The following is a 22969-nucleotide window of genomic DNA, read 5'->3' as shown; positions in this document are numbered from 1 at the left end:
TAAAATACGCCCTTTGTTTGCCGGCCTGTCCGGATAAGGTTTCCATCGCATGACTATTCAGCAAAAAGTGCCGACCGTCGGCTTCGTTTCCCTCGGCTGCCCGAAGGCCAGTTCCGATGCCGAGCGCATCCTGACCAAGCTGCGCGCCGAAGGCTACGAGATTTCGCCGAGCTACGACAATTCCGATCTGGTGATCGTCAATACCTGTGGTTTCATCGATGCCGCCGTCGAGGAATCGCTCGACGCCATCGGCGAAGCGCTCAGCGAGAACGGCAAGGTCATCGTCACCGGCTGCCTCGGCGCCAAGGGCGATATCGTGCAGTCGACGCACCCGGCCGTGCTCGCCGTCACCGGCCCGCACGCCGCCGACGAGGTCATGGGTTACGTCCATACCCACCTGCCGAAACCGCACGATCCGTATTCCGACCTCGTGCCGCCACAAGGCGTCCGCCTGACGCCGGATCACTTCGCCTACCTGAAAATTTCCGAAGGCTGCAACCACAGCTGCACCTTCTGCATCATCCCGTCGCTGCGCGGTCCGCTGGTTTCGCGGCCGGTTGGTGACGTGCTGGCCGAGGCTGAAAACCTGGCCCGGGCTGGCGTAAAAGAGATTTTGGTCATTTCGCAGGACACCAGCGCCTATGGCGTCGATCTCAAATATCGCACCGCCTTCTGGGGCGGCAAGCCGGTCAAGTCGCGCCTCAAGGAGTTGTGCGAGGCGCTGGCCAGCTTCGGCATTTGGGTCCGTCTGCATTACGTTTACCCGTATCCGTCGGTCGATGATGTCATCCCGCTGATGGCCGAAGGCAAGATCCTGCCTTACCTTGATGTGCCTTTCCAGCACGCCAGCCCGACCATACTCAAGGCAATGAAGCGTCCGGCCTCGGCCGAAAATACGCTTGAGCGCATCGCCAAGTGGCGCGACATCTGCCCGGAAATCGTCATCCGCTCGACTTTCATCACCGGCTTCCCCGGTGAGACCGACGAGGATTTCGACCAGTTGATCCAGTTCCTCGAAGACGCCAAGCTCGACCGCGTCGGTGCTTTTGCCTACTCTCCGGTCGAAGGTGCCAAGGCCAACGAACTCGCCGGCCTGCCGCCGGAGGATGTGCGCGAAGACCGTCGGCGCTGGCTGATGCAGGTTCAGGAAGATATTTCCGCCGCCAAGCTGGAAGCCAAGATCGACACGGTCATTCAGGTGCTGGTCGATGCGGTCGATGAAGAGGGCACGATTGCCCGTTCCAAAGCAGACGCGCCGGAAATCGACGGTGTGGTTTATATCGACGGTCATTTCGACGCCCAACCCGGCGATTTCATCCAGGTGAAGGTCATCGACGCCGATCACCATGACCTCTACGCCCAGCCTGTCTGATCGACTGGCCAAAGCGGTCGGCGCCGCCCAGGTGCTGACCGATCCGGCCGACATCGCCCCTTTTGTCACCGATTGGCGCGGCCGTTACCGCGGCGCGGCGCAATGTGTCGTTCGTCCCGGCAACACTGCCGAGGTGGCCGCGGTCGTCAAGATTTGCGCCGAGGCTGGCGTGGCGATCGTGCCGCAGGGCGGCAATACCAGCCTGTGCGGTGCGGCAACGCCGGACGACTCGGGCGGCGCGGTAGTCGTCAGCTTGAGCCGCCTGAACCGCGTTCTCACGGTCGACCGGAAAAACAGCACAATTTCAGTCGAGGCCGGCTGCACGCTGGCTGCCGTTCAGGAGGCCGCCCGCGCCGCCGACCGGCTGTTTCCGCTGGCCCTGGCGTCGGAAGGGACGTGCCAGATCGGTGGCAATCTGTCGACCAATGCTGGCGGTGTGCAGGTTTTGCGCTACGGCAACACGCGCGAACTGACGCTCGGTCTCGAAGTGGTTCTGGCCAATGGCGACATCTGGAACGGTATGCGCGGCCTGCGCAAGGACAATACCGGTTACGACCTCAAGCAGTTGTTTATCGGTGCCGAGGGCACGCTGGGTATCATTACCGGCGCCGTGCTCAAGCTTTTTCCGCTGCCCAAAAGGCAGGTTACCTGCTGGCTCAATATCGCTTCACCGGCTGCGGCGGTCGACCTGCTGAATCTGGCCAAAACCGCTTTTGATGCCCAACTGACGGCCTTCGAGCTGGTTTCTGAAACCTCTCTCGGGTTGGTCCTCAAGAACATTCCCGATACCTTGCGGCCAACCGACGAAGCGCCATGGTACGTGCTGGCCGAGTTTTCCGAGGCCGATCCGGCCGCCGTCGAAGCCTGGCTGGCCGGGCGCCTGGAGGCTGGCGAAGTCAGCGACGGCGTCGTGGCGCAATCGGAAACGCAGGCGAAAAAGCTGTGGGCGCTGCGCGAGAATATTTCCGAAGCGCAGAAGATCGAGGGCATCAGCATCAAGCATGATGTTTCGGTGCCGGTTTCCCGGATTCCCCAATTCCTGGCGACGGCCGATGCGGTGCTGGCTAAGGCCTTTCCTGGCGTACGCGTCGTTGCCTTCGGCCACGTTGGCGATGGCAACCTGCATTACAACCTGTCGCAAGCCAACGCCGGCGACAACGTCAGCTTCCTGGCCTGCGAGCCCGAGGTGCACCGCATCGTTCATGATGCGGTTCATGCGTTGAACGGTTCGATTTCGGCCGAGCATGGCCTTGGCCAGTTGAAGCGCGAGGAAATCCTGCGCTACAAGAGTCCGGTCGAAATGGCGCTAATGCGCTCGCTCAAGCAGGCGCTTGATCCGCGCGGTTTGATGAATCCCGGCAAGGTGCTCTAAGACCGGCCCGATCAGGCTTCCAGCTAAGTGTGCCCGGCCTCGGGTTCGGTGGCTTCCAAAGCCAGCGTAAAGCGGAAGGTGCAGCCCCGGCCGAGCTCGGTTTCGATGTCCAGTTTGCCGCCCATCAGTTCGACCAGCTTGCGGGCGATCGGCAAGCCGACGCCGATGCCACCGTGCTTGCGAATGGTCGAACCGTCGCCCTGAACAAGCAGGCCGCTGATCATTCGAAGTTCTTCCGCTGTCATGCCGGGGCCGGTATCGACGACCGAGAACTCGATTTTGACAGTGTTGCCGTGACGCTCGAGCAGCTTCGTCGCAATGTCGACGTTGCCCTGGTTGGTGAATTTGATGGCATTGCCGACCAGATGACTGAAAATCTGGTGCAGGCGGTCGGGGTCGCCGATCAATATTTCAGGTAGTGCTGGATCGGAATGCAGCGACAGGGTGAGGTTTTTGGCCGCTGCTGCTTTCTGCTGGCCGGAGAGCAGGCCTTCGAACATGCTGCCGACGGCAAACGAGGTGTGTTTGATCTGGACATGGCCGGCTTCGAGGGCCGACAGCTTGATCAGGTGATTGATCAGTTGCATGAGCTGGTCGGCAGATTCGCGCTGGTGGTGCAGCAATTCCTGTTGCTCCGGGGTCAGGGACTCGAGGGACAGCATATCGCCCATGCCGATGATGCCGTTCATCGGCGTACGCAGTTCATGGCTGATATTGGCCAGGAATTCGGTCTTGGCGCGGTTTGAGCGTTCGGCGACATCCCGGGCGTGGGCCAGTTCTGTCAGCAGGCCGTCTTTTTCGTGTTCAAGCCGGAAGGTTTCCTGCAGGGCGCCGTGAAAGAAATCGGCACTGCGAGTTACCGCCAGCAGGAGGATCAACGACATGGCGGTGAAGGCGATATGCAACGGGTCGCTGCCGAGCGTTCCGAAGGCGACGGCGAGGGCTACGGGTGTCGCGTAGCAGCGGAAGATAAGGCGGTCGGCCGCCAGGATGGGTACGGCGCCGGCGACCATGCCGGACATGACCAGACCGGTCAGCAGTTGCAGGTGGGTGTTGCCTTGTGACATGAGCAGCAGGGCGCCGCTGGCCCAGACGAGACCGGCGCCGGTGCCGCTCCACAGGGCACGCTGGCGCCACCCGCCGGCGTTTTTTAAGCGGAGAGCAAGGTCTGTACGCCGGTAGGCGATGGCCTGGCTGAGGCGCAGGGCGGCGATCACGATGGTGGCCAGCCACCAGCCATAAACGGCTGAGTTGCCCACCAGGGAAACGGCGACCCAGGTCAGGATCGACGAATTGACGATCGAAACGACCTGCCCGAGCAGCACATTTCGATAGAGCAGCTCGACTCTTCGGCCGAGGACGAAAGAGTCAGTCGGCAGGGTCAATGCAGTGCCTTGCCTTCGCTGACGGCGAACAGGGCGGCGACATCGTCGGCGCTGAAGTGGTAGTCGCGGTTGCAGATGTCGTCGCGAATGACGATTTCACCGTGTTCGGCGAGGATCGTCTCGGCATCGGCATGGCCCAGACTGCGGATCATGTCGGCCACCTTGTTGCGGTCCTCGGGGCAGTGGTAGGCCACCGGGCGCGGGTCGTAGAGGCGGATGCCGCGTTCGCTCATGTCTTCGTGGAAAAGGCGACCGAGCAGGCTTTCAGTGTCGAGTTCGAGCAACTCGGCCGGCTTGACCGTAGCGGCCAGCTGGGTGATGCGCTGCCAGCCATCTTCGTCGTGATGGTCAGCGGCCGGCATCTTTTGCAGGAACAGGCAGGTCGCTGCTTCCTGGCTGCACGCAGCGAACAGGCGAGATGGTTGCTGCTCGGACTGTTCGAGGTAGTGCTCGAAGATCGCCGCGATACTGTCGCCGACCATCGGCACGAAGCTTTGGTAGGGCTGGCGGGCTTCCGGCATATCGAGGCTCATCATGAGCTGGCCGCCTTGGTGGGCGCCGAGCAGTTCGGGCACCGGCGCGGCCAGAACGACCGGGTTGCTGCGCGCCATGCCGCGCATTTGCAGCTGTTCGTTGCAGTCCATGACCAGCAACTGGATGGCGCCGTTGCCGCGCAATTGCAGGGTCAGGCGGCCGGGCTGCTTGAGCTGGCCGGCAATCAGGGCGGTGACGGCGGCCGTTTCGCCGAGCAGTTTGGCGACGGTCGGCTGATAGTCGCGGCCAGCCTGCATCTGCTGCCAGGCGTCGCCGAGATGGACGACGGCACCGCGAATATCGAGGCCTTCAAAGATGAAGCGCTGGACGTAACTGCCGCTCACTTCAGCTTTTCCGCATAGTTTTCCGGTGCGAAGCCGACGATGAGCTGGCTGCCGGTGTCGAGGACCGGGCGTTTGATCAGGCTCGGGTACTGCGCCATCAATTTGAGGGCTTTTGCCTCGTCGACTGCGGTACGTTCTTCGTCGCTGAGCTTCTTCCACATCAGGCCGCGTGTGTTGAGCAGCTTTTCCCAGCCGGCGCGGGTATTCCAGTCGGGCAGGTTGGCTTCGGCGACGCCGGCCTTCTTGTAATCGATGAATTCATAGGCGACACCATTTTCAGTCAGCCAGTTCATGGCCTTCTTCATGGTGTCGCAGTTCTTGATGCCGTAAACCTTGGTCATGACTGCATATGTTCGTTGCGGAGAACGAATCATACCAGCCGATGCCGGACCTATCTGAACTCGAAGGCCTCCTGGTGGAAGGCGGCGCGCGACAGGCCTCCGGTCTGTAGTGCCTGGCCCAGGGCCTTGCCCCAGTCGGCCGGGCCGCAGAACCAGACGGTGCTCTCGGGCTGCAGCGCAGCTGCGACTTCCTCCGGCGTGAGCAGGCCGGTATGGTCGGTCTGGCGGCGGTGCAGGCGAACGCCGGCGGCAGTGCACAGGGTTTCCAGATTTTCGGGGAAATCGCCGGTAGCCGCGTTTGGCGTGCAGTAGAAAAGGTCGGCCGTGGCTTTTGCTGGCGCCGGAGCGGCCGCCAGTTGCTCGAGGCGGGCCAGGAAGGGCGTAATGCCGATGCCGCCGGCAACCCAGACCTGATGACCCGCATTCCCACGGTCAACCGGAATTTTTGGCGAAAAATCAAATGCGCCGTAGGGGCCTTCAAGGGTGATCGTTTGGCCGGCCTCGATCAAGGCCGGGAGGCGGGCGGTGAAATCACCGAGCGCCTTGATGGCCAGGGTCAGCGTACCTTCCTGCGGGTTCCAGGCCGAGGCGATGGTGAACGGGTGGGCGCCTTCGCCGCGGGGGCCGAAGTTGGCGAAGAGGAATTGTCCGGCCTGGTGGCCGGGCCAGTTCTGCTCGGGACGGCAGACGATTTCAAGCAACTTGCCGTCGTGCCGGCTGATCGAGACGATTTCAGCGCGATGCTGGCGCTTGCGGCCGATCCGATTGGTCAGCGAGAGCAGGGCGGGGACAGCGCCGGCCGCGGCGAGTACGGCGGTCAGCCAGGCGAGCGGGCTTTGCCAGAAAGTCGTCGGCATGAGGATCAGGCCGTGGAAGGCGCCGGCCAGGAAAACAGCACCAAAGGCTTTGTGCACCCAGCGGAAATAGCGGTAGGGAATGCGTTTGATCAGCGCCACGACGACCAGCGCCATCAGGATGTAGCCGGCCCATTCGCCGACATCCTTGGCCAGGTCGATCCACATATCGGGCTCGCCGCGTGGTCCGCGCGGGCCGCGTGGCCCGGCGATCAGGCCGGCCTTGGACAGGTTCTTGGGCAGCCATTCGATCATCCAGTGGGTGAAGACGAGGAGGCCGGCGCCGATGCCGATGTTCTTGTGCAGGCGGTAGAGCTTGTCGAGCCCGCCGAAGCGTTGTTCGAGCCTGGGCGAACGGGTGGCGAGCAGGATGCCGGCACTCATCCACCACAGGGCGAGCAGGCCGGAGAGGATGATCAACGGTCGGCGCCAGGCCCAGGGGCCTGGGGGGTTGGCGGCGAGGATGTCGGGCAGGGCAAAAATCCCCCACAGGGCGAGAGGGATGAGGGCGAGGAAAAGCAGGGGGCGTTTCATGATGGCAGCGGAATGGTGTCTTGATGACATCAGTCTAGTCTGCAAGTTGCCATCACGCTGTCAGCAGCCTGTTGCAGGTTGTAAGCAAATGAAAATGGCCATTTCGATTTTGGCCATTTTTTCGGGTTGACCGTGGCAGTGTGCGAATTACTTCCGCAGCTTGGCAAAGGCTGACGCCATCGCGTTGCCGGCCGGGGCCGGGCCGGTACTACGTGGCTGGGGCCGGCTCGGCGCATTGCCGCGGCCGCTCGGGGCGTTGTCGTGGCGCTTGGCCTGGCTCGGCTCGTCGCCCATGCGCATGGTCAGCGCGATACGCTGGCGCTGCAGGTCGACTTCGAGCACCTTGACTTTGACCACCTGGCCGGCCTTGACGATGGAATGGGGATCCTTGACGAAGGTGTTGGACAGGGCTGAGACGTGGACGAGGCCGTCCTGGTGAACGCCGATGTCGACGAAGGCGCCGAAGGCGGCGACGTTGGTAACAACGCCTTCTAGGATCATCCCCGGGCGCAGGTCGCCGACCTTTTCGACACCGTCGGCGAAGGTTGCCGTCTTGAACTCGGGGCGCGGGTCGCGGCCGGGTTTTTCCAGTTCCTTGAAGATGTCCTGGACGGTCGGCAGGCCGAAACGCTCGTCGGTGTATTTCGACGGATTCAGGCCCTTGAGCGCGCGGCTGTCGCCGAGGATTTCCTTGATCGACTTGTTGAGGTCAACAATGATTTTTTCGACCACCGGATAGGCTTCCGGGTGCACCGACGAACTGTCGAGCGGGTTGTCGCCGTTCGGCACGCGCAGGAAGCCGGCGGCTTGCTCGAAGGTCTTGTCGCCGAGGCGTGGGACTTTCTTCAGGGCATCGCGGCTTTTGAAGGCGCCGTTGGCGTCGCGGTAGCTCACGATGTTGGCAGCCAGCCCGGCGGTCAGGCCGGAAATACGGGCGAGCAGGGGCACCGAGGCAGTATTGACGTCGACGCCGACGGCATTGACGCAGTCCTCGACGACGGCATCGAGGTTGCGCGCCAGCTTGGTCTGCGAAACATCGTGCTGGTACTGCCCGACGCCGATGGATTTCGGATCGATCTTGACCAGCTCGGCCAGCGGATCCTGCAGGCGGCGGGCGATGGAAACGGCGCCACGGATCGAGACATCGAGGTCGGGGAATTCCTTGGCGGCGAATTCGGAGGCCGAATAGACCGAGGCGCCGGCTTCGGAAACGACAATTTTCGTCAGCCGGGCTTCCGGATAGCGCTTCATGACGTCCTGCACCAGCTTGTCGGTTTCGCGGCTGGCCGTGCCGTTGCCGATGGCGACCAGGCTGACCTGGTGCTTGGCAGCCAGGCGGCCGATGGTGGCGATTGAACCATCCCAGTCGCAGCGCGGTTCGTGCGGGTAGATGGTGGCGTGGTCGAGCATCTTGCCGGTGGCGTCGACGATGGCGATCTTGCAGCCGGTGCGGATGCCGGGGTCGACGCCCATCGTGACGTGCTGGCCGGCGGGGGCGGCGAGCAACAGATCTTTCAGGTTGCGGCCGAAGACGCGGATGGCTTCTTCCTCGGCGCGCTCGCGCAGCTCGTTCATGAGTTCGAGTTCGAGGTGGGTGTAGACCTTGACCTTCCAGGTCCAGCGCACGGTGTCGGCCAGCCATTTGTCGGCCGGCCGGCCCTGCGGCTTGATGCCGAAACGGACGGCGATGCGCTGTTCGCAGGGGTTTTGCGTGCCGGGTTTGACAGACTCCGGATCGAGTTCGGAATCGAGGACCAGCGCGACTTGCAGCATGCCTTCGTTGCGGCCGCGGAGCAGGGCCAGGGCGCGGTGCGAGGGCATCGTCGCAATCGGTTCGGCGAAGTCGAACCAGTCGCGGAACTTGGCGCCTTCAGTTTCCTTGCCTTCGACGACAGTCGACCTGACGTGACCGTGTTCGCTGAGGTAGGCGCGTAGCCCGCCGAGCAGTTCGGCATCCTCGGCGAACTTTTCCATGAGGATCTGGCGAGCGCCGTCGAGTACGGCGCGGGCGTCGGCGAAACCTGCCTCGGCGTTGAGGTATTTCTCGGCTTCGTCGTCCGGCGTCAGGCTCGGGTCTTCAAGGAGGCCGAGGGCGAGCGGCTCAATGCCGGCTTCGCGGGCAATCTGTGCCTTGGTGCGGCGCTTTTGCTTGTACGGCAGGTAGAGGTCTTCGAGGCGCTGCTTCGTTTCGGCATCGCTGATCTCGGCCTTGAGTTCCGGCGTCAGCTTGCCCTGTTCCTCAATGCTGGCCAGGATCGCGGTGCGCCGCTCTTCGAGGTCGCGGAGGTAGGTCAGGCGCTCTTCGAGATTGCGCAGCTGGGTGTCGTCGAGGCCGTCGGTCGCTTCCTTGCGGTAGCGCGAGATGAAGGGCACGGTGGCGCCTTCGTCAAGCAGGGCAATGGCAGCGTTGACCTGGGCCGGGCGGACGCCGAGTTCGGCGGCAATGCGGTGTTCGATGGGTGGCAGCATGGGTGCGGCAGTGCAGCAAAAATGGGGGGTGCACTATGCGCAATAGTGGTGGAAAATACAACCATCGCCGCATGGTGTGGGGTATGTTGTATGCATTTCAATTGAGAGGAGAACAAGAATGAAAATTGAAACCTATTTGTTTGGTGCGGTTGAGGTGAGCCCGGAAAAAGTCATCAATTTCCCCAGTGGCCTGGTCGGCTTTGAGCAGAACAAGCGTTTCATGTTGGCCCATGAAGAGGGCAAGGAGCATCCGGCCAGTTTTACGCTGCAATCACTTGATGATCCGATGCTGGCTTTCCAGATCGTCGACCCGACGACACTTGGGTTCAATTATGAACTTGAGTTGAGTGACGCCGAAAACGCCCTGCTGCAGTCACCTGCTCCCGAGGATGTGTTGGTCATGCAGGTTTTGTTCAAGCAGGACGAAGGTGGCAAGGCGGCGATCACGCCGAATCTGCGTGCTCCGCTGCTGATCAATACCAAGGCCCGGGTCGGTTTGCAGAAGGTGATGGAAAACATGCGTCCGAACATCACGCTGTCGAATCTGGCGAGCGCCGTTTAAAGCGTTTCGAGTCTCGGCGAAAGGCCACTATCTATCGGATAGTGGCTTTTTTTCGTCCGGGTTACAGGTGTTTTGCCGCTTCCCGGAACGATAGTCCGGACAGTTTTTGACGGTGCGTATCGAGGAAATGGCGCACAGCGGCCGGGTTGGTGCGGGCATATTGGCGTAGCGCCCAGCCGACGGCCTTGCGGATGAAGAATTCCCGTTCATCGGCGCAGTGCAGGCAGTAGGCGAAGAGCCGCGCTTGGTCGGTGTTTTCTTTCCAGTCCAGTTGGTGGAGCAGGGCGACGCGGCGTAGCCAGAAGTCGGGAGCTTCGATCAAGGCATCCATCCCCGGCTGACCAGTTGCGGCTCGCGGGCGACGATGGCGCCGATTGTCGGGGCCAGCCCGTCTACCGTGTCCCACCAGGATTTGTCCTGGACCAGCGCCTCGAGCGCCGGCAGGTCGCTGGCCGCCAGCCGCTTGTTCTGCCGGCGCAACAGGTCGACCGCAACATACTGGTATTCGCGCGCTGGCAAGGCCCAGAGTTGGCGAGCAGCGTCCACCGGATGGCCCGTGAAGGCGCGGATGAGCGGCAATGCGGCCTGGCGTCGGGGCGGGGTCTGGATGCCAAGGAAATGGAATTTTCCTTTCATGTAGGACGCCATCGCCTTGGCCCTGCCGGTGTCGGCCAAGGGCTGTAGCGCTTCCTGAATCCGGGCTGCAAAGTCGCTCATGACTTGCCGCGCAGGACTTTGCTGATTTCTCCGCCACAGGCATTGGCGACGCGTTCGTATTCTTCGGCGGTATCTATTTTGGCCTGGGCTTCGTCGACCAGCTTGATCTGCCGCTGGACGTAGGGCGCCCAACGCGCGTCGAGTTCCTGCCGGAGCCGGGCGGCGGTCTGGCCGACCGGGCCGCGCCAGACGGCGGCGGTGGCAAAGCGGCCATTGAGCGACTCGGTCAGCTCCTTCTCGATACTGGCGATGTGCTTCTGGTAGGCCTCGACGTGGCGCATTTCGTGTTCGAGGATTTCCTTGTAGGCGCAGGTGCCTTCGGGAAATTCGCGGGCGACGTAGACGGTCATCGGGCTGAAGCCGAAAGTCAGCGTGATTTGCGGGCTGGCGCATTCCCAGCGGCCGGTCGGGTCGATGATCGAAGGTGACGCCGAGGCGAAACTGACTGTCGCATTGCCGCGGGTCAGGCCGAGCACCTGCTTGCCGGGGCGGGCCAACGCGGCGCCGATGTTGGTCAGCGACCTGTAGCTGTACTCGGTGTTGTAGTTGAGGCGCTCGTCGATGCGCTTGATCGTCACCGATGGCTTCGGCAACTCATCGCACGGGTCGGCGCGGCTCAGGCTGGCAACCAGCAGCAGGGGCAGAATGAGCAGGAAACGCATCGGCTGGCCGGCTTACAGCGGCTTGAGCGTGTCGCGATAACGACTCGCGTTGGCAACGTAGTGTTCGGCCGATTTCTGCAGGTTGGCGACATCCTGATCGCTCAGTTCGCGCACCACCTTGCCGGGCGAGCCGACGATCAGCACGCGGTCAGGAAAGACCTTGCCTTCAGGGATCAGCGTATTGGCGCCGACGATGCAGCCCTTGCCGATCACCGCCCGGTTGAGGATGACCGAGCCGATGCCGATCAGGCTGCCGTCGCCGACCGTGCAGCCGTGCAGCATGACGAGGTGGCCGATGGTGACGTTGTTGCCGATGTGCATCGGGACGCCTTCGTCGGTATGCAGCACCGAGCCGTCCTGGATGTTGGTATTGTCGCCGATGTGGATCGGGTCGTTGTCGCCGCGCAGCGTGGCGTTCCACCAGATCGAGCTGTTGGCGCCGAGGTGAACGTCGCCGATGACCGTGGCGTTGGGGGCGATCCAGGCGTTGTCGCCGATCTGCGGTTGTTTGTCAGCGAGGCGGAAGAGGGGCATGCGGACTCCTTGGGATATTTCAATTTTGGCCGTTTTTTCGGGTTGACCGTAGCAATGCTGGCTAACCGCGAGATTGGCCGATTTTACCTGCCTGGCGTTGGCGAACTAAGCGCAATACTCCCGCCATGCCCCGCGGCCCGAGCGCTTGACCTGATACAGCGCTTCATCCGCCTGGCGGATCAGCGCCGGCACGTTGTCGGCATGCTCCGGGTAATGGCTCCAGCCCAGGCTCAGGCCGACGCAGACCGGCTCGGCGAGGCCGAGGTCGAATGGGGCGCTGATTCGTTCGATCAATTGCTCGGCAACCGCGACGATATCGTCGCGCCCGACATCCTCGAGAACAATCAGGAATTCGTCGCCGCCAAGCCGGGCAATCGTATCCGTTTCGCGCATGTTCTCGCGCAGGCGGTTGGCGACAACCTTGAGCAGTTCGTCGCCGACCGGGTGGCCGAGCCTGTCGTTGACCGCCTTGAAGCCATCGAGGTCGAGGAACATCACGGCGAATGGCTTGCCGTCGCGGTGGGCGCGCTCCCAGGTCTTCTGGATGCGCGAATTGAGCAGCAGGCGGTTGGGCAGTCCGGTCAGCGCGTCGTAGTGGGCCAGGCGCTCGACAGCGGTCTCGACGTGATTCATCCGGCCCATGTCGGTGGTAATTCCGACATACTGGACCGGCTTGCCGTCGCGGTCCCTGACCGTACTGATCGACAGCCACTCGTGATAAATCTCGCCGCTCTTCCGCCGATTCCAGATTGCCCCCTGCCACTCGCCGGTACTCAGAATCGAGTCCCACATCCGCCGATAGAAATACGGGTCGTGCCTTCCCGAACGCAGCAGGCGCATGTGCTGGCCCAGCACTTCCTTCTCGCTGTACTCGGTCGCCATCTCGAAGGCGGGATTGACGGCGACGATGCAGCAATCGACATCGGTCACCACGATGGCTTCCTGGGTGGACTGAAATACCGTGTTGGCGATATGCAGCTTCGCCTCAACCTCCTTGCGTACCGTGGCATCGCGCACGACACACAGCGTTTGCTTTTGGTCGCCGATTTCCAGCGGAGAAAGCATGATGTCTACGGGAAAAAGGCGGCCATCCTTGCGGCACCCAAACAGATCGTTGCTTGCGCCCATCGCGCGAGCCTTCGGTGCCGCTTGGTATTGTTCGCGATAGGCAGCATGCGCCGAGGCCAGCTGGTGTGGCGTCAGGCGCTCGACCGGCTGGCCGGTCAGTTCGTCCGGCCTGTAGCCGAACAGACGTTCAAGCGCGCCGTTCGCATACAGAATCAGGCCTGCCGCATCGACCACCAGCAAGCCATCGGGAACCGCCTCGAAAATTTTCTCAAAAACCCGCATCAGCCGTGACCACGCAACACCTCCGCCCAGCTTGGGGACTCCGGTTTACAGCGCCGACGTTCGCGAAAACTACACTAATTTGATTGTGCCGAGCCGCTGAAGGTTCCCCGCTTCCAAACTGCGCGCGTTGCCGCATTCGGGATGGGCTGGCATGATCAGCGTTCTATCAAAAGGATTTCAAAATGAGCGAATTTTCGGCGTTGACCGCAGCATTGCTGGCGTTTCGCGATGAACGCGACTGGCGTCAGTTTCACACCCTGCGCAATCTGATCACTTCGCTCAACCTGGAAGCGGCCGAGTTGCTGGAGCTGACGCAATGGAAAAGTGATGCCGAGGTCGAAGCGCTGCCGGCCGATCCGCAAGCGGCCGAAGCACTGCGCGACGAATGCGCCGACATCCTGCTCTACCTGCTGCTCATCGCCGATACGGCAGGTATCGATCTCGCCGCCGCGGCCCGTGCCAAGCTGGCTAAAAACGCCGAAAAATATCCGGTCGACAAAGCCTATGGCTCGCGGGCCAAATACACCGAGCTAGGTTGATTCGCTTTCCAGCGTGTATTTCGCGCCGGCGTCCTGGGCGAGCAGGGTAGCCAGCGTCGGCAGCGTTTCGTGAAGAGTCTTTTCCAGCGTCCACGGCGGGTTGATGATGAACATCCCGCTGCCGTGCATGCCGTAGCCATCGCGCGAGGGTGCCTTGACTTCCAGCGTCGCGTGCAGCCAGTTGGCCGCACCCAGTCGTTTCAGCTTTTCCGGCAACTGGCGGGATTCCGGCTTGCCGAGCATCGGGTACCACAGCGCGTAAGTGCCGGTGGGGAAACGTTTGAGGGCATCCTGCAGCGTCTTGACGACAGCGGCGTAGTCGCCCTTGGTTTCGTAGGATGGATCGATGAGGACCAGCGCCCGGCGTGGTGGCGGCGGCAGGATGGCCTTGAGGCCGGCAAAGCCGTCGCCGTCGGTGATCGAAACCTCGCGGCCGCTACCCTTGAAGCATTCCATGAGCAGCTTGCCGTCGGTGCTGTGCATTTCATAAAGCCGCAGACGGTCGCTGTCGCGCAGCAACTGGCGGGCCAGCCACGGCGAGCCGGGGTAATGGCGCAACTGGCCGTCCGGGTTCAGCATCTTGACGAAATCGAGGTAGTTGAGCGCCGCCTTGGGGAGTACCTTGGCCTCCCAGAGGCGGGCGACGCCATCGCGGTATTCGCTCAGCTTGGTGGCATGGGCTGAATCCAGCGAATAACGCCCGGCCCCGGCGTGGGTATCGATGATCCAGAACGGCGCCGGCTTTTCAGCCATGTACTGGGCGATCTCGATCAGAATGAGGTGTTTCAGCACGTCGGCGTGGTTGCCGGCGTGAAAAGCATGGCGATAGCTGAGCATTTGGGGGGAGCCTGTTAGGCCCTTAATCCGGAAGGCGGTCTAGGGCGAAGAATTCTAGCCCCTCATTGGCTTCCATGCATGTCCCGATTTGTCGATGCAGCGAACGTCCCGGTAATTTGACCATGACTTTTTGACCCGTCCGGTAGGCGCCGGGGGCGGTAATCAGGCCTGAAAACTTGCCGTAGGCCGGCAGGTTGTGCAGGAATACAGCGCGCTGATCCGGTGTTTCTTCGGCTACGATGTCGACCACGCTGACCTGCGGCGACATCAGCTGCAAACCGACTTCGAGGCGAATTTGCGAAGACGAAATACGGCGAACCAGGCAGACGTGAATCTTGCTCGATTCACGCGGCTGCAAGGCAACGAGGTCGCCAGCACCGAGGTTGCGCTTCTCCCCCTTGATGAAACGAAGAAGGAAACCGTCCGGGCTTTCATCGATCATGGCCCATTCGCTGGACGTGTAATCACGGCCATCGTAGCGCGAGGACGCGTCTACGGAGCGGCGGGAAAAGGTGTTGCCGTCAAGAAAGCTGAGGACCGCGCCAAAGCCGCTGACCAGGTCGCCACGCGGGCGAAAGCGGGTTCGGCTGAAACGGCGGGCGCTCTTGCCGCCGATGGCGACGCGCAGCATCTGCAAAAGGGCAGGGGTAGCATCGAGATCGGGATCGATGGCCTTGCCCGGGCGGCGCGTGATGTTTCGGTCAATGGCGGTGATGACCTGGGTACAGTCGATAAGCAGGCTGCCGAAGATCGAGGTGCCTGACGGCAGGCGCATCATCGGGTAACCCGGATTTCCTTCGTCGGTACGAACCAGGAAGCAGGCGTCGGCGGTTTTGCCGCTGCCGGTTTCCGGCGTGACTTCGCCGACCAGCGCGTAGGCTGCCAGTTGCCGGGTGCAGGTGTTGATGATGTCGAGCTCGGCCCGGGGCAGTTTGGTCGGTTCCAGGTAGGCGAATAGCAGGGCGCCGAGGTATTCGTGCTCGATCGGGGCGGTTTCGCCATTCAGCGGTTTTGAGCGCGGGCCGCGCACCATCTTGTAGAGTTCGTGCAGGGCCAGCCAGGAGCTCGCTGAGGGGGCGGCGTAGGCGCGGTAAGCCAGCAGCTGGCGGCGGGCGATCATGGCCATCGCGCGTTGCGCACTGCGATGCAGCAGATGGCTCAGGCCTTCGTTGAAATGGCCATTGTTGATGCCGCGGGCAATGCTCGTGTAGGCGATGGCCAGGCCCTTGAGCAGATTGTCGGCCTGCAGCGCACAGGTGGCTGCCTTGAGCGGTAGCGGCAATACGGACTGACCAATGAGCTTTTCGAGAACGGGCAGGGCTTCTTCGGCTTCCAGCCTGACGTCTTCAAGGAGCTTGAAGCGCATGTGCAGATTGGGCTGGCCGTTGATGCTGGGCAGAACGGTGCCGGCCAGCTTGGCAATGGTCTCCTGCGGTGACAGGCCGGTTACCGTATCCAGCAATCCACGAACTGCGGCAGCACTTTTCTGTTCGGCGCTGGATTGGCCGAATGGGAAAAGCTCGCGTAGCAGTTGCAGCGGAGATTCCATGATCACTGGGAAAAATTTGACATGCGGATTATCCGGTAATTTCGCCGGAATTTCTGTGCAGTATTTCCACTTTACGTATACTTGAGCGATGAATCTGAGCGAAGTGTTGTTTCTTGCCCTGACCGCCGTCGGCGTCTGGTTCTGGCTGGATAGCCTGAAAACGCGTGAAATCGGCGTCAATGCGGCCCGTACTGCCTGTCAGGATGACGGTCTGCAGTTTCTCGATGAAACCGTTGTCGGCGCCTCGGTGCGTCTGGCCCGCGACGACGCCGGGCGGCTCAGGCTGCGCCGCGTCTACTCCTTCGAATACAGCGATACCGGGAACGACCGGCGTTCTGGCAGCGTTACGCTGCTCGGTCACGATGTCGAGTTCCTGCATGTCCGTCCCCACCTTTACGTGATTCCGAATTCTCATGAAACCCTCCATTGAAACCATCGACTTCCACGGCATCGAAGCCCTTCGCCTGAACGGCCCGCGTGGCGCTACCGCCGTCATCAGCAAACTGGGGGCACAGGTCTTGTCGTGGGTGCCGCCCGATGGCAAGGAACGTCTGTTTTTGTCCGATAAAGCCGTCTTCGACGGCAGCGTCGCCGTTCGCGGTGGTGTTCCCGTCTGTTTTCCGCAATTTGCCGAGCGTGGTGATCTGCCCAAGCACGGCTTCGTCCGTACCCGCGAATGGTCGGTCAGCTCGGAGCGAACGGCAGACGATTTTGCGCTGGTCACAATGGAAATCGCCAGCGACGAGTCCACGCTGGCGCTCTGGCCGCACACTTTCCATGCCGAACTGACGCTGATGATCGAAGCCGACCGTATCGACGTCGAGCTGGGCGTCACCAACACTGGCGGCGCGCCGTTTTCCTTTACCGGCGCACTGCACACCTATCTGCGCGTCGCGCAGGTCGAGGAGGCGGTGCTGGAAGGTGTGAAAGGGCTCGAGTACTGCGATTCGCTCGACGGAGGCCGGAACGCCCTTGAATCCCGTCCCGAGTTGACCGTCGACAGTGAAGTCGACCGCGTCTATTTCAACGCCAAGCGGCCGCAACTGCTGCACAGCGGCAAACAGACCCTGGCCATGCAGAATCAGGGTTTCCCGGATGTTGTCGTGTGGAACCCGTTTGTCGACCGCTGTGCCGAGCTCAAGGACATGCCGGCCAACGGCTGGCGCCACATGCTCTGTGTCGAAGCGGCGGCGACTCGCCCGATCTCGCTGCCGGCCGGTGAGGAGTGGTACGGGCGGCAGACCCTGGTCGTCGTTTGACCGCTTGGCTTTAAACCCGCCCGGCAAATTTGATTTGCATTAGGGCAGGGTAGGGTGGCTTTTCGGTAGTCTCGGTCAATAGCGCAGCCATCCTGCCGGGGTGGCTGTTTTTCAACCGGACGAGCGATGATCCTTTCCCCTTTAAGCTTTGGTGGCCTGCAATGCGCGCTGGCTGATGGCTGGCGCATAGCCAATGCGACGCGCGGCATCAGCATCGGCTATGCCCTCATTTTTACGCTCGGCGGGCTGGCGATCATGGGCAGCCTGCTGGCTAAGGGCTGGACGCCGTTCATCATCGCCGCGGCGGGCGCCTTCATGCTGATCGGCCCGGTTGTTCTCGCCGGTTTTTTTGGAATCGCCAGGGCGCTCGAAGCTGGTGAGCCGGTCGGGCCGGTCAGTATTATCAGCGGCTTTGCACGGGCTTCCCGGGCGCTCTGGGCACTGGCACTGGTTTGTGCGCTGCTCTTCATGATCTTCGTCACCGACGCGGCGATTCTCTACGCCTACATGGTCGGGGCGACGCCGGTGTGGCTCGACAAGCTGCTGCCGGCCAATGCCAATGTGCTCTCTTTCGTCCGCTGGGCCGGCGTTTCCGGTCTGGTTGTCGCCTTGCTGCTCTACTGTGTGGCAGCCTTTTCCGTTCCGCTGCTCTGCGAGCGCCGGGCCGGGCTGGTTGAGGCTGTGGTATTGAGCGTGCGCATTGTTTTTACCAATTTCCTGCCTTCCATTTTTTGGGCTTTTTTCCTGTCGACCGTGACAATCGGCAGCGTCCTCCTTATGCCGCTCCTGCCGCTGACGCTGCCATGGATGGCCTACGCTAGCCGGGCCGTGTACCGGCAGGTGCTGCCCGTCGCGTAAGCGCCGGTGCTTGCCGGGCGGCGCAGGTATAATGGCCGCCTTTCAGCATTTCCAAGCCCTGCCGTGACTCCCCTCGATACCGAAATTGCCCGCCGGCGTACCTTTGCCATCATTTCCCACCCTGACGCCGGTAAAACGACGCTGACCGAAAAGTTGCTGTGGTTCGGCGGCGCTATTCAGGTGGCCGGCGAAGTGCGCGCCCGCAAGGCTTCTCGGCACGCGACCTCGGACTGGATGGAGCTGGAAAAGCAGCGTGGTATTTCGGTGACCTCGTCGGTCATGCAGTTTCCGTATCGCGAATGCATGATCAACCTGCTTGATACGCCCGGCCATGAAGACTTTTCGGAAGATACCTACCGCACGCTGACGGCTGTGGACTCGGCGGTCATGGTGATCGACTCGGTGAATGGTGTCGAAGCGCAGACGATCAAGCTGCTCAACGTCTGCCGCATGCGCGACACGCCGATCCTGACCTTCATTAACAAGCTCGACCGCGAAGGCAAGGAGCCGATCGACCTGCTCGACGAAATCGAGTCGGTGCTCGGCATCCAGTGCGCACCGATGACCTGGCCTATCGGCATGGGCAAGCGATTCCGCGGCGTCTATCACCTCTACGACGACGCCATCGCCTTCTTCGACCCGCAGGCCGAAAAGGGCACGGCCGAGATCATCCAGGGGCTCGACAACCCGCGTCTCGACGAGCTGATCGGCTCGCAGGCCGACGAGTTGCGCATGGACATCGAACTGGTCCGTGGCGCGTCGCACGCTTTCGATGCCGAGGCTTATCTGAGCGGCAAGCAGTCGCCGGTTTTCTTCGGTTCGGCGGTCAACAACTTCGGCGTGCAGAGCCTGCTCGATGCCGTCGTCGATCTTTCGCCAGCGCCGATTGCCCGGCCGTCCACGACGCGCGAAGTGGCGCCGAACGAGCCGAAATTCTCCGGTTTCGTGTTCAAGATCCAGGCCAACATGGACCCCAAGCACCGTGACCGTATCGCGTTCCTGCGCGTCTGCTCCGGTCGCTTCGAGCGCGGCATGAAGGTCAAGCAGGGCGCTGGTGGCAAGTTCATGGCAGTCAATAACGCCATCACCTTCATGGCCCGCGACCGCAGTACGACCGACGAAGCTTATCCGGGCGACATCATCGGCATCCCGAACCACGGCACGATCCGTCTCGGCGAAACCTTTACCGAAGGCGAAGACCTCCGCTTTACCGGCATCCCGTCCTTCGCGCCGGAACACTTCCGCCTGGCCCGCATCGCCAATCCGCTGAAGATCAAGCAGCTGCAAAAAGGCTTGCAGCAACTGGCGGAAGAAGGCGCGACCCAGCTGTTCCGGCCGCTCTCCGGTACCGACCTGATCCTCGGCGCCGTCGGCACGCTGCAGTTCGACGTCGTGGCCAGCCGTCTGGAGAACGAATACGGCGTGCAGGTTATTTTCGAATCGTACAACTGCGCGACGGCGCGCTGGATTCAGGGCGACGCTGCCGAATTGCGCCAGATTTCCGACCGCTACAGCGCCAACGTCGCCCTCGACGGGGCCGACGATCCGGTCTATCTGGCGCCGAACAATGTTTATCTCAACATGGTCAAAGAGAAGTATCCCAAGTTGCGTTTCATGGAAGCACGCGAGGTAATCTGAGCATGACCGTCCGGGTGCAGGAAGCCGATTTTGACCTTGGCGCCGAGTTGCTGGCGCTGCGGGCGGCTGACGCCCGGGTTGGCGCATTGGCCAGCTTCCTCGGCCTGGTCCGTGACATGAACGATGGGGCCAGCGTTGCGGAAATGACGCTGGAACACTATCCCGGCATGACGGAAAAGGCCTTGGAGGTCATCGTCGCCGAGGCCAACGACCGCTGGGATATCTATGACGCGCTGGTCATCCACCGCGTCGGCCCGCTCAAGCCCTGCGACCAGATCGTGCTCGTTGCCGTGATCAGCGCCCACCGCGGCGAAGCTTTCGCCGCCTGCGAGTTCATCATGGACTACCTGAAAACCCGCGCTCCATTCTGGAAGCGCGAAGCGACGCCGGATGGTGGACGCTGGGTCGATGCCCGCGACGCCGACGACAGCGCCGCAGCGCGCTGGCGGAAATAGCACTTGACTCCTTTTGTCGATATTTTTTACATCAGAGGTGAAAAAATATCGGCTGCACAAGTAAGTTTTATTCAAAAACAAATAGTTGTGGTCTATTTCTTTGTCGTGGCATGAAGCGTGCTTATTACTATTCATCATATCGTTGGATAGTTCAGCTTCTACTGATAGGGGAATACAATGAAATACAAATTATTCAGTCTGATTGCAGCTGCTGGTTTGGGCGTTGCCTCCTCGGCGCATGCCACGCTCCTGATTGGGGGGGACGCGGTCAGTCAGGCCTCCGCGACCAGTATCGTGGATATCGTATTTGTGATCGATACGAGCGGTAGTATGTCAGATGACATTACGGCTATTGGTGCCAAGGCATCGTCAGTTGTTTCAAATTTGAGTTGCCCGAATAGCGATTGCTATGTTCGGGCTCGTTTCATGAGCATTACATCGACATCTGGGATTTTCAACGAGTCCGTCACCAGTCTTGTTACCGGGCAGGGCGGTATACCCGTGACTAACCACCAGGAAGACAACGGCCCGGCAGTAACTGATCTGGTGAATTGGTATAACTGGGGCACAGATGCCTTAGCTGGGCAAAACAACTATTGGGCTGTCGTGACGATTGGCGACGAAGGCACGCAGAACGGTACTCCTGTTGACCAGGCTGATTGGGATGTTGCTTTTCAGGCTAACCAGGCAGCCAAGAACAAAGGTGTTTTCCTCTTTTCTTGGGTAGCCGATGATCCTGTTACCGCGGCTGTTCCCGGACTGTTTCAAACCATGGCCGTAGGCGGCTCAGGCGGCGGTTATACTTTCAGCGATACCGGTGGCGCATATATTTCTGGGCCACTGACCGATGTTACTGTCGAGCAACAACTGGAAGACATCATTTGTTTGACTGGCCAAGGGGGCACAGGTGGAAACAACAATGTGCCGGAGCCAGGAAGCTTGGCATTGCTTGGTTTGGGTCTCGGTGGCTTGGCTGCGTTCCGCCGTCGTCAGCGAAGCTAAAAGAATAGTACTTTCGAAAGGCCAATATCCCTTAGCCCTGAACGATATCGTTCAGGGCTTATTTATTTCTCGGGATCAGGTTTTGAACTGCGCCACCGTCTGATGCAAGGCGTTCGACAGCGCTTGTAGCTGGCGAGCGGCATCGGCCGTGTGGTGAACTGCGATTGCGCTTTCTTCGGACATCTGGGCAATCGTTTCGAGCTTTTGGGCGATTTCGTTGCTGGCCATGCTCTGTTCGGAAATCGAATCGGAAATGCCGTTGACTACAACGGTTACGCGTAGGGCGCCATCGCGAATCCGGTTGATCGAATCGCCTGCCTGATTGGCCAGATTTACACCGTTACTGACCTGACGAACGCCATCCTGCATGCTGCTCACAGCACTGCGCGTGCCGTTCTGAATCTTGGCCACCATATCGCCAATTTCCTTGGTCGAATTGCCTGTGCGTTCGGCCAGCTTGCGGACTTCGTCGGCGACGACGGCAAATCCGCGACCCTGTTCGCCGGCCCGAGCGGCCTCGATGGCAGCATTGAGGGCCAGCAGGTTGGTCTGGTCGGCGATTTCCTTGATGGTATTGACGATGGAAGTGATCTGGTCGGATTGGTGCCCGAGGTCTTCAATGATCTGTGAAGATGCCTGTACCGCTTCGGATATCTTGCGCATTTCGCTGGCCGCATTGTGGATCACAGCCGCGCCATCTTCGGAAATTTCACCGGCTGTTTGCGAAATGCTGTGCGCTTCGCTGGCGTTTTCCTTGACCTGATCAATACTGACAGCCATTTCCTCAACTGAGGCGGCCATTGAAGAGGCTGCATCGCTCTGCTGGCTGGCCCGTACGGCCACCTGTTCGGATGCGCCGAGCAGTTGGTCGGCCGCACTGGCCACCTGCTCAGCGTTGGAGACGATGCTGGCGATCATTGCGCGCAGGGTTTCCTGCATGGTGCGGATGTTGGCGAGAAGGCTGTCTTTGTCGTCGGCCGGGCAGTCGACCGGCGTTGCCAGATCACCCGCGGCAATGCGCTTGGTGATGGCCGAAGCGATCGCCGGGTCGCCGCCCAGGGTTTTGATGATGTTGTTCGACAGCAGCAGCAACGAAACGGCGATGAAACCGGCGATGCCCAGACCCCAGAGCAGAAGCTTGATGGCATCGCCGCGGAACTTGGTGTCGACATCATCGATATAGATGCCGGAACCGATCACCCAACCCCAGGGGTCAAAACCCATGACGAATGAAATCTTCGGCACCCCTTCTTCGGAGCCCGGCTTGGGCCAGATGTAGTCGACATAGCCCGAACCTTTGGTCTTGACCGTGTTGTTGAATTCGACGAAAAGAAGCTTGCCGTTCTTGTCCTTGATCTGGTCGAGTTTCTTGCCCTCAAGTTCTGGCTTGATCGGATGCATGACCATGGTGTCCTGAAGGTCGTTGATCCAGAAATACTCGACCTTGTCGTAGCGCAGGGTGCGGATGGCTGCGGCGGCGAATTTCTTGGCATCGTCGACGGACATTTTTCCGTCACGCGCCGACTGCTCGTAGAAAGTCAGAATGCCATGCGTCGCTTCGACCAGATTGCGTACTTTGGCCTCGCGATCCTCCAGCATCTGGCTCTTGCCGTTAACGAGCAGTACCGAAAATAGTACGGCAAGTGCCATGACCGTTATGGCGGTCATGGCAAGTAGCTTGCCGCGTAGGCTCATTCCCTGATTGGCCATTTTCTCATCCTCCGCGTGTCATTTTTATCGAATAATTTAAATGTGACATTATAAGCGTATCACTAATATTATATGCCGACGGAATTTTTGAT

The 22969-nt window shown here is 61.0% G+C and carries 23 protein-coding genes; 10 read left to right on the top strand and 13 right to left on the bottom strand.

Translation table 11 applies throughout. From position 1 onward, the window contains the following. Positions 1-49 precede the first annotated feature (49 nt). Both rimO and AC07TV_RS06485 read left to right on the top strand, forming a co-directional pair. Complete coding sequence (rimO, locus tag AC07TV_RS06490; RefSeq protein ID WP_494647588.1) at positions 50-1372, top strand: 30S ribosomal protein S12 methylthiotransferase RimO; 1323 nt, start codon at positions 50-52, stop codon at positions 1370-1372. Next, the gene (locus AC07TV_RS06485) at positions 1347-2744 is read left to right on the top strand and encodes an FAD-binding oxidoreductase (protein ID WP_494647587.1); all 1398 of its coding nucleotides are present in this window, start codon (positions 1347-1349) and stop codon (positions 2742-2744) included. The genes rimO and AC07TV_RS06485 overlap by 26 nt, the downstream gene beginning before the upstream one ends. Positions 2745-2767: 23 nt before the next feature. On the opposite strand, the gene AC07TV_RS06480 is transcribed toward AC07TV_RS06485, so the two are convergent. The 5 genes from AC07TV_RS06480 to AC07TV_RS06460 form a co-directional block, all read right to left on the bottom strand. Continuing rightward, positions 2768-4129, bottom strand: coding sequence for a sensor histidine kinase (locus AC07TV_RS06480; protein WP_494647586.1), 1362 nt, complete (start codon positions 4127-4129; stop codon positions 2768-2770). Then, positions 4126-5007 (bottom strand): Hsp33 family molecular chaperone HslO, encoded by an 882-nt coding sequence (gene hslO, locus AC07TV_RS06475; RefSeq protein WP_494647585.1) that lies wholly within the window; start codon positions 5005-5007, stop codon positions 4126-4128. Before hslO ends, AC07TV_RS06480 begins: the two co-directional genes overlap by 4 nt. After that, positions 5004-5348, bottom strand: coding sequence for an arsenate reductase (locus AC07TV_RS06470; RefSeq protein ID WP_494647584.1), 345 nt, complete (start codon positions 5346-5348; stop codon positions 5004-5006). Before AC07TV_RS06470 ends, hslO begins: the two co-directional genes overlap by 4 nt. A gap of 50 nt (positions 5349-5398) precedes the next feature. Beyond that, positions 5399-6736 (bottom strand): ferredoxin reductase family protein, encoded by a 1338-nt coding sequence (locus AC07TV_RS06465; RefSeq protein ID WP_494647583.1) that lies wholly within the window; start codon positions 6734-6736, stop codon positions 5399-5401. Positions 6737-6883: 147 nt separating this feature from the next. Further along, a complete protein-coding gene (locus AC07TV_RS06460; protein WP_494647582.1) occupies positions 6884-9205 on the bottom strand; it encodes a Tex family protein in 2322 nt (773 codons plus the stop codon). Positions 9206-9323: 118 nt separating this feature from the next. Here AC07TV_RS06460 and fliW point away from each other — a divergent pair, with 118 nt between their 5' ends. After that, positions 9324-9767: a flagellar assembly protein FliW gene (gene fliW / locus AC07TV_RS06455; protein ID WP_494647581.1), complete on the top strand. Its 444-nt coding sequence runs from the start codon at positions 9324-9326 to the stop codon at positions 9765-9767. Between the two features lie 61 nt (positions 9768-9828). Here the strand turns inward: fliW and AC07TV_RS06450 are convergent, their stop codons facing one another. The 5 genes from AC07TV_RS06450 to AC07TV_RS06430 all read right to left on the bottom strand — a co-directional run bounded on the left by AC07TV_RS06450 (position 9829) and on the right by AC07TV_RS06430 (position 13030). Next, positions 9829-10089, bottom strand: a complete 261-nt coding sequence (locus AC07TV_RS06450) for a DNA alkylation repair protein (RefSeq protein ID WP_494647580.1) — start codon at positions 10087-10089, stop codon at positions 9829-9831. Further along, on the bottom strand, positions 10086-10484 hold the full coding sequence (locus AC07TV_RS06445) for a DNA alkylation repair protein (RefSeq protein WP_494647579.1): 399 nt from the start codon (positions 10482-10484) through the stop codon (positions 10086-10088). The genes AC07TV_RS06450 and AC07TV_RS06445 overlap by 4 nt, the downstream gene beginning before the upstream one ends. Continuing rightward, the gene (locus tag AC07TV_RS06440; protein ID WP_494647578.1) at positions 10481-11146 is read right to left on the bottom strand and encodes a hypothetical protein; all 666 of its coding nucleotides are present in this window, start codon (positions 11144-11146) and stop codon (positions 10481-10483) included. The genes AC07TV_RS06445 and AC07TV_RS06440 overlap by 4 nt, the downstream gene beginning before the upstream one ends. 12 nt (positions 11147-11158) lie before the next feature. Beyond that, positions 11159-11680 (bottom strand): gamma carbonic anhydrase family protein, encoded by a 522-nt coding sequence (locus AC07TV_RS06435; RefSeq protein ID WP_494647577.1) that lies wholly within the window; start codon positions 11678-11680, stop codon positions 11159-11161. 105 nt (positions 11681-11785) lie between these two features. Beyond that, positions 11786-13030, bottom strand: a complete 1245-nt coding sequence (locus tag AC07TV_RS06430) for a diguanylate cyclase domain-containing protein (RefSeq protein WP_494647576.1) — start codon at positions 13028-13030, stop codon at positions 11786-11788. Positions 13031-13212: 182 nt separating this feature from the next. On the opposite strand from AC07TV_RS06430, the gene AC07TV_RS06425 reads away from it, so the two are divergent. Then, complete coding sequence (locus AC07TV_RS06425; protein WP_494647575.1) at positions 13213-13569, top strand: nucleotide pyrophosphohydrolase; 357 nt, start codon at positions 13213-13215, stop codon at positions 13567-13569. On the opposite strand, the gene AC07TV_RS06420 is transcribed toward AC07TV_RS06425, so the two are convergent. After that, complete coding sequence (locus AC07TV_RS06420) at positions 13561-14406, bottom strand: 23S rRNA (adenine(2030)-N(6))-methyltransferase RlmJ (RefSeq protein ID WP_494647574.1); 846 nt, start codon at positions 14404-14406, stop codon at positions 13561-13563. The genes AC07TV_RS06425 and AC07TV_RS06420 overlap by 9 nt on opposite strands. A 22-nt stretch (positions 14407-14428) precedes the next feature. Then, positions 14429-15955, bottom strand: a complete 1527-nt coding sequence (locus tag AC07TV_RS06415) for a cyclic-di-GMP receptor FimW-related protein (protein WP_494647573.1) — start codon at positions 15953-15955, stop codon at positions 14429-14431. Positions 15956-16043: 88 nt separating this feature from the next. On the opposite strand from AC07TV_RS06415, the gene AC07TV_RS06410 reads away from it, so the two are divergent. From AC07TV_RS06410 to AC07TV_RS06385, 6 genes are all read left to right on the top strand, one after another. After that, positions 16044-16385, top strand: a complete 342-nt coding sequence (locus AC07TV_RS06410; protein WP_494647572.1) for a DUF3301 domain-containing protein — start codon at positions 16044-16046, stop codon at positions 16383-16385. Beyond that, positions 16369-17214 (top strand): D-hexose-6-phosphate mutarotase, encoded by an 846-nt coding sequence (locus tag AC07TV_RS06405; protein WP_494647571.1) that lies wholly within the window; start codon positions 16369-16371, stop codon positions 17212-17214. The genes AC07TV_RS06410 and AC07TV_RS06405 overlap by 17 nt, the downstream gene beginning before the upstream one ends. A gap of 126 nt (positions 17215-17340) precedes the next feature. Continuing rightward, positions 17341-18072: a DUF2189 domain-containing protein gene (locus AC07TV_RS06400; protein ID WP_494647570.1), complete on the top strand. Its 732-nt coding sequence runs from the start codon at positions 17341-17343 to the stop codon at positions 18070-18072. A gap of 63 nt (positions 18073-18135) precedes the next feature. Continuing rightward, a complete protein-coding gene (locus tag AC07TV_RS06395; RefSeq protein ID WP_494647569.1) occupies positions 18136-19710 on the top strand; it encodes a peptide chain release factor 3 in 1575 nt (524 codons plus the stop codon). 2 nt (positions 19711-19712) lie between these two features. Continuing rightward, entirely contained in the window at positions 19713-20165 is a 453-nt protein-coding gene (gene moaE / locus AC07TV_RS06390; protein ID WP_494647568.1) for a molybdopterin synthase catalytic subunit MoaE, read from the top strand. Between the two features lie 177 nt (positions 20166-20342). Then, complete coding sequence (locus tag AC07TV_RS06385) at positions 20343-21167, top strand: PEP-CTERM sorting domain-containing protein (RefSeq protein WP_494647567.1); 825 nt, start codon at positions 20343-20345, stop codon at positions 21165-21167. Between the two features lie 75 nt (positions 21168-21242). Here AC07TV_RS06385 and AC07TV_RS06380 read toward each other — a convergent pair whose 3' ends face one another. Continuing rightward, a complete protein-coding gene (locus tag AC07TV_RS06380) occupies positions 21243-22877 on the bottom strand; it encodes a methyl-accepting chemotaxis protein (protein ID WP_494647566.1) in 1635 nt (544 codons plus the stop codon). Positions 22878-22969: the final 92 nt, after the last annotated feature.

Source organism: Azonexus sp. GW821-FHT04F04, from assembly GCF_059420025.1.
This window is presented reverse-complemented; position numbering and strand designations above follow the sequence as displayed.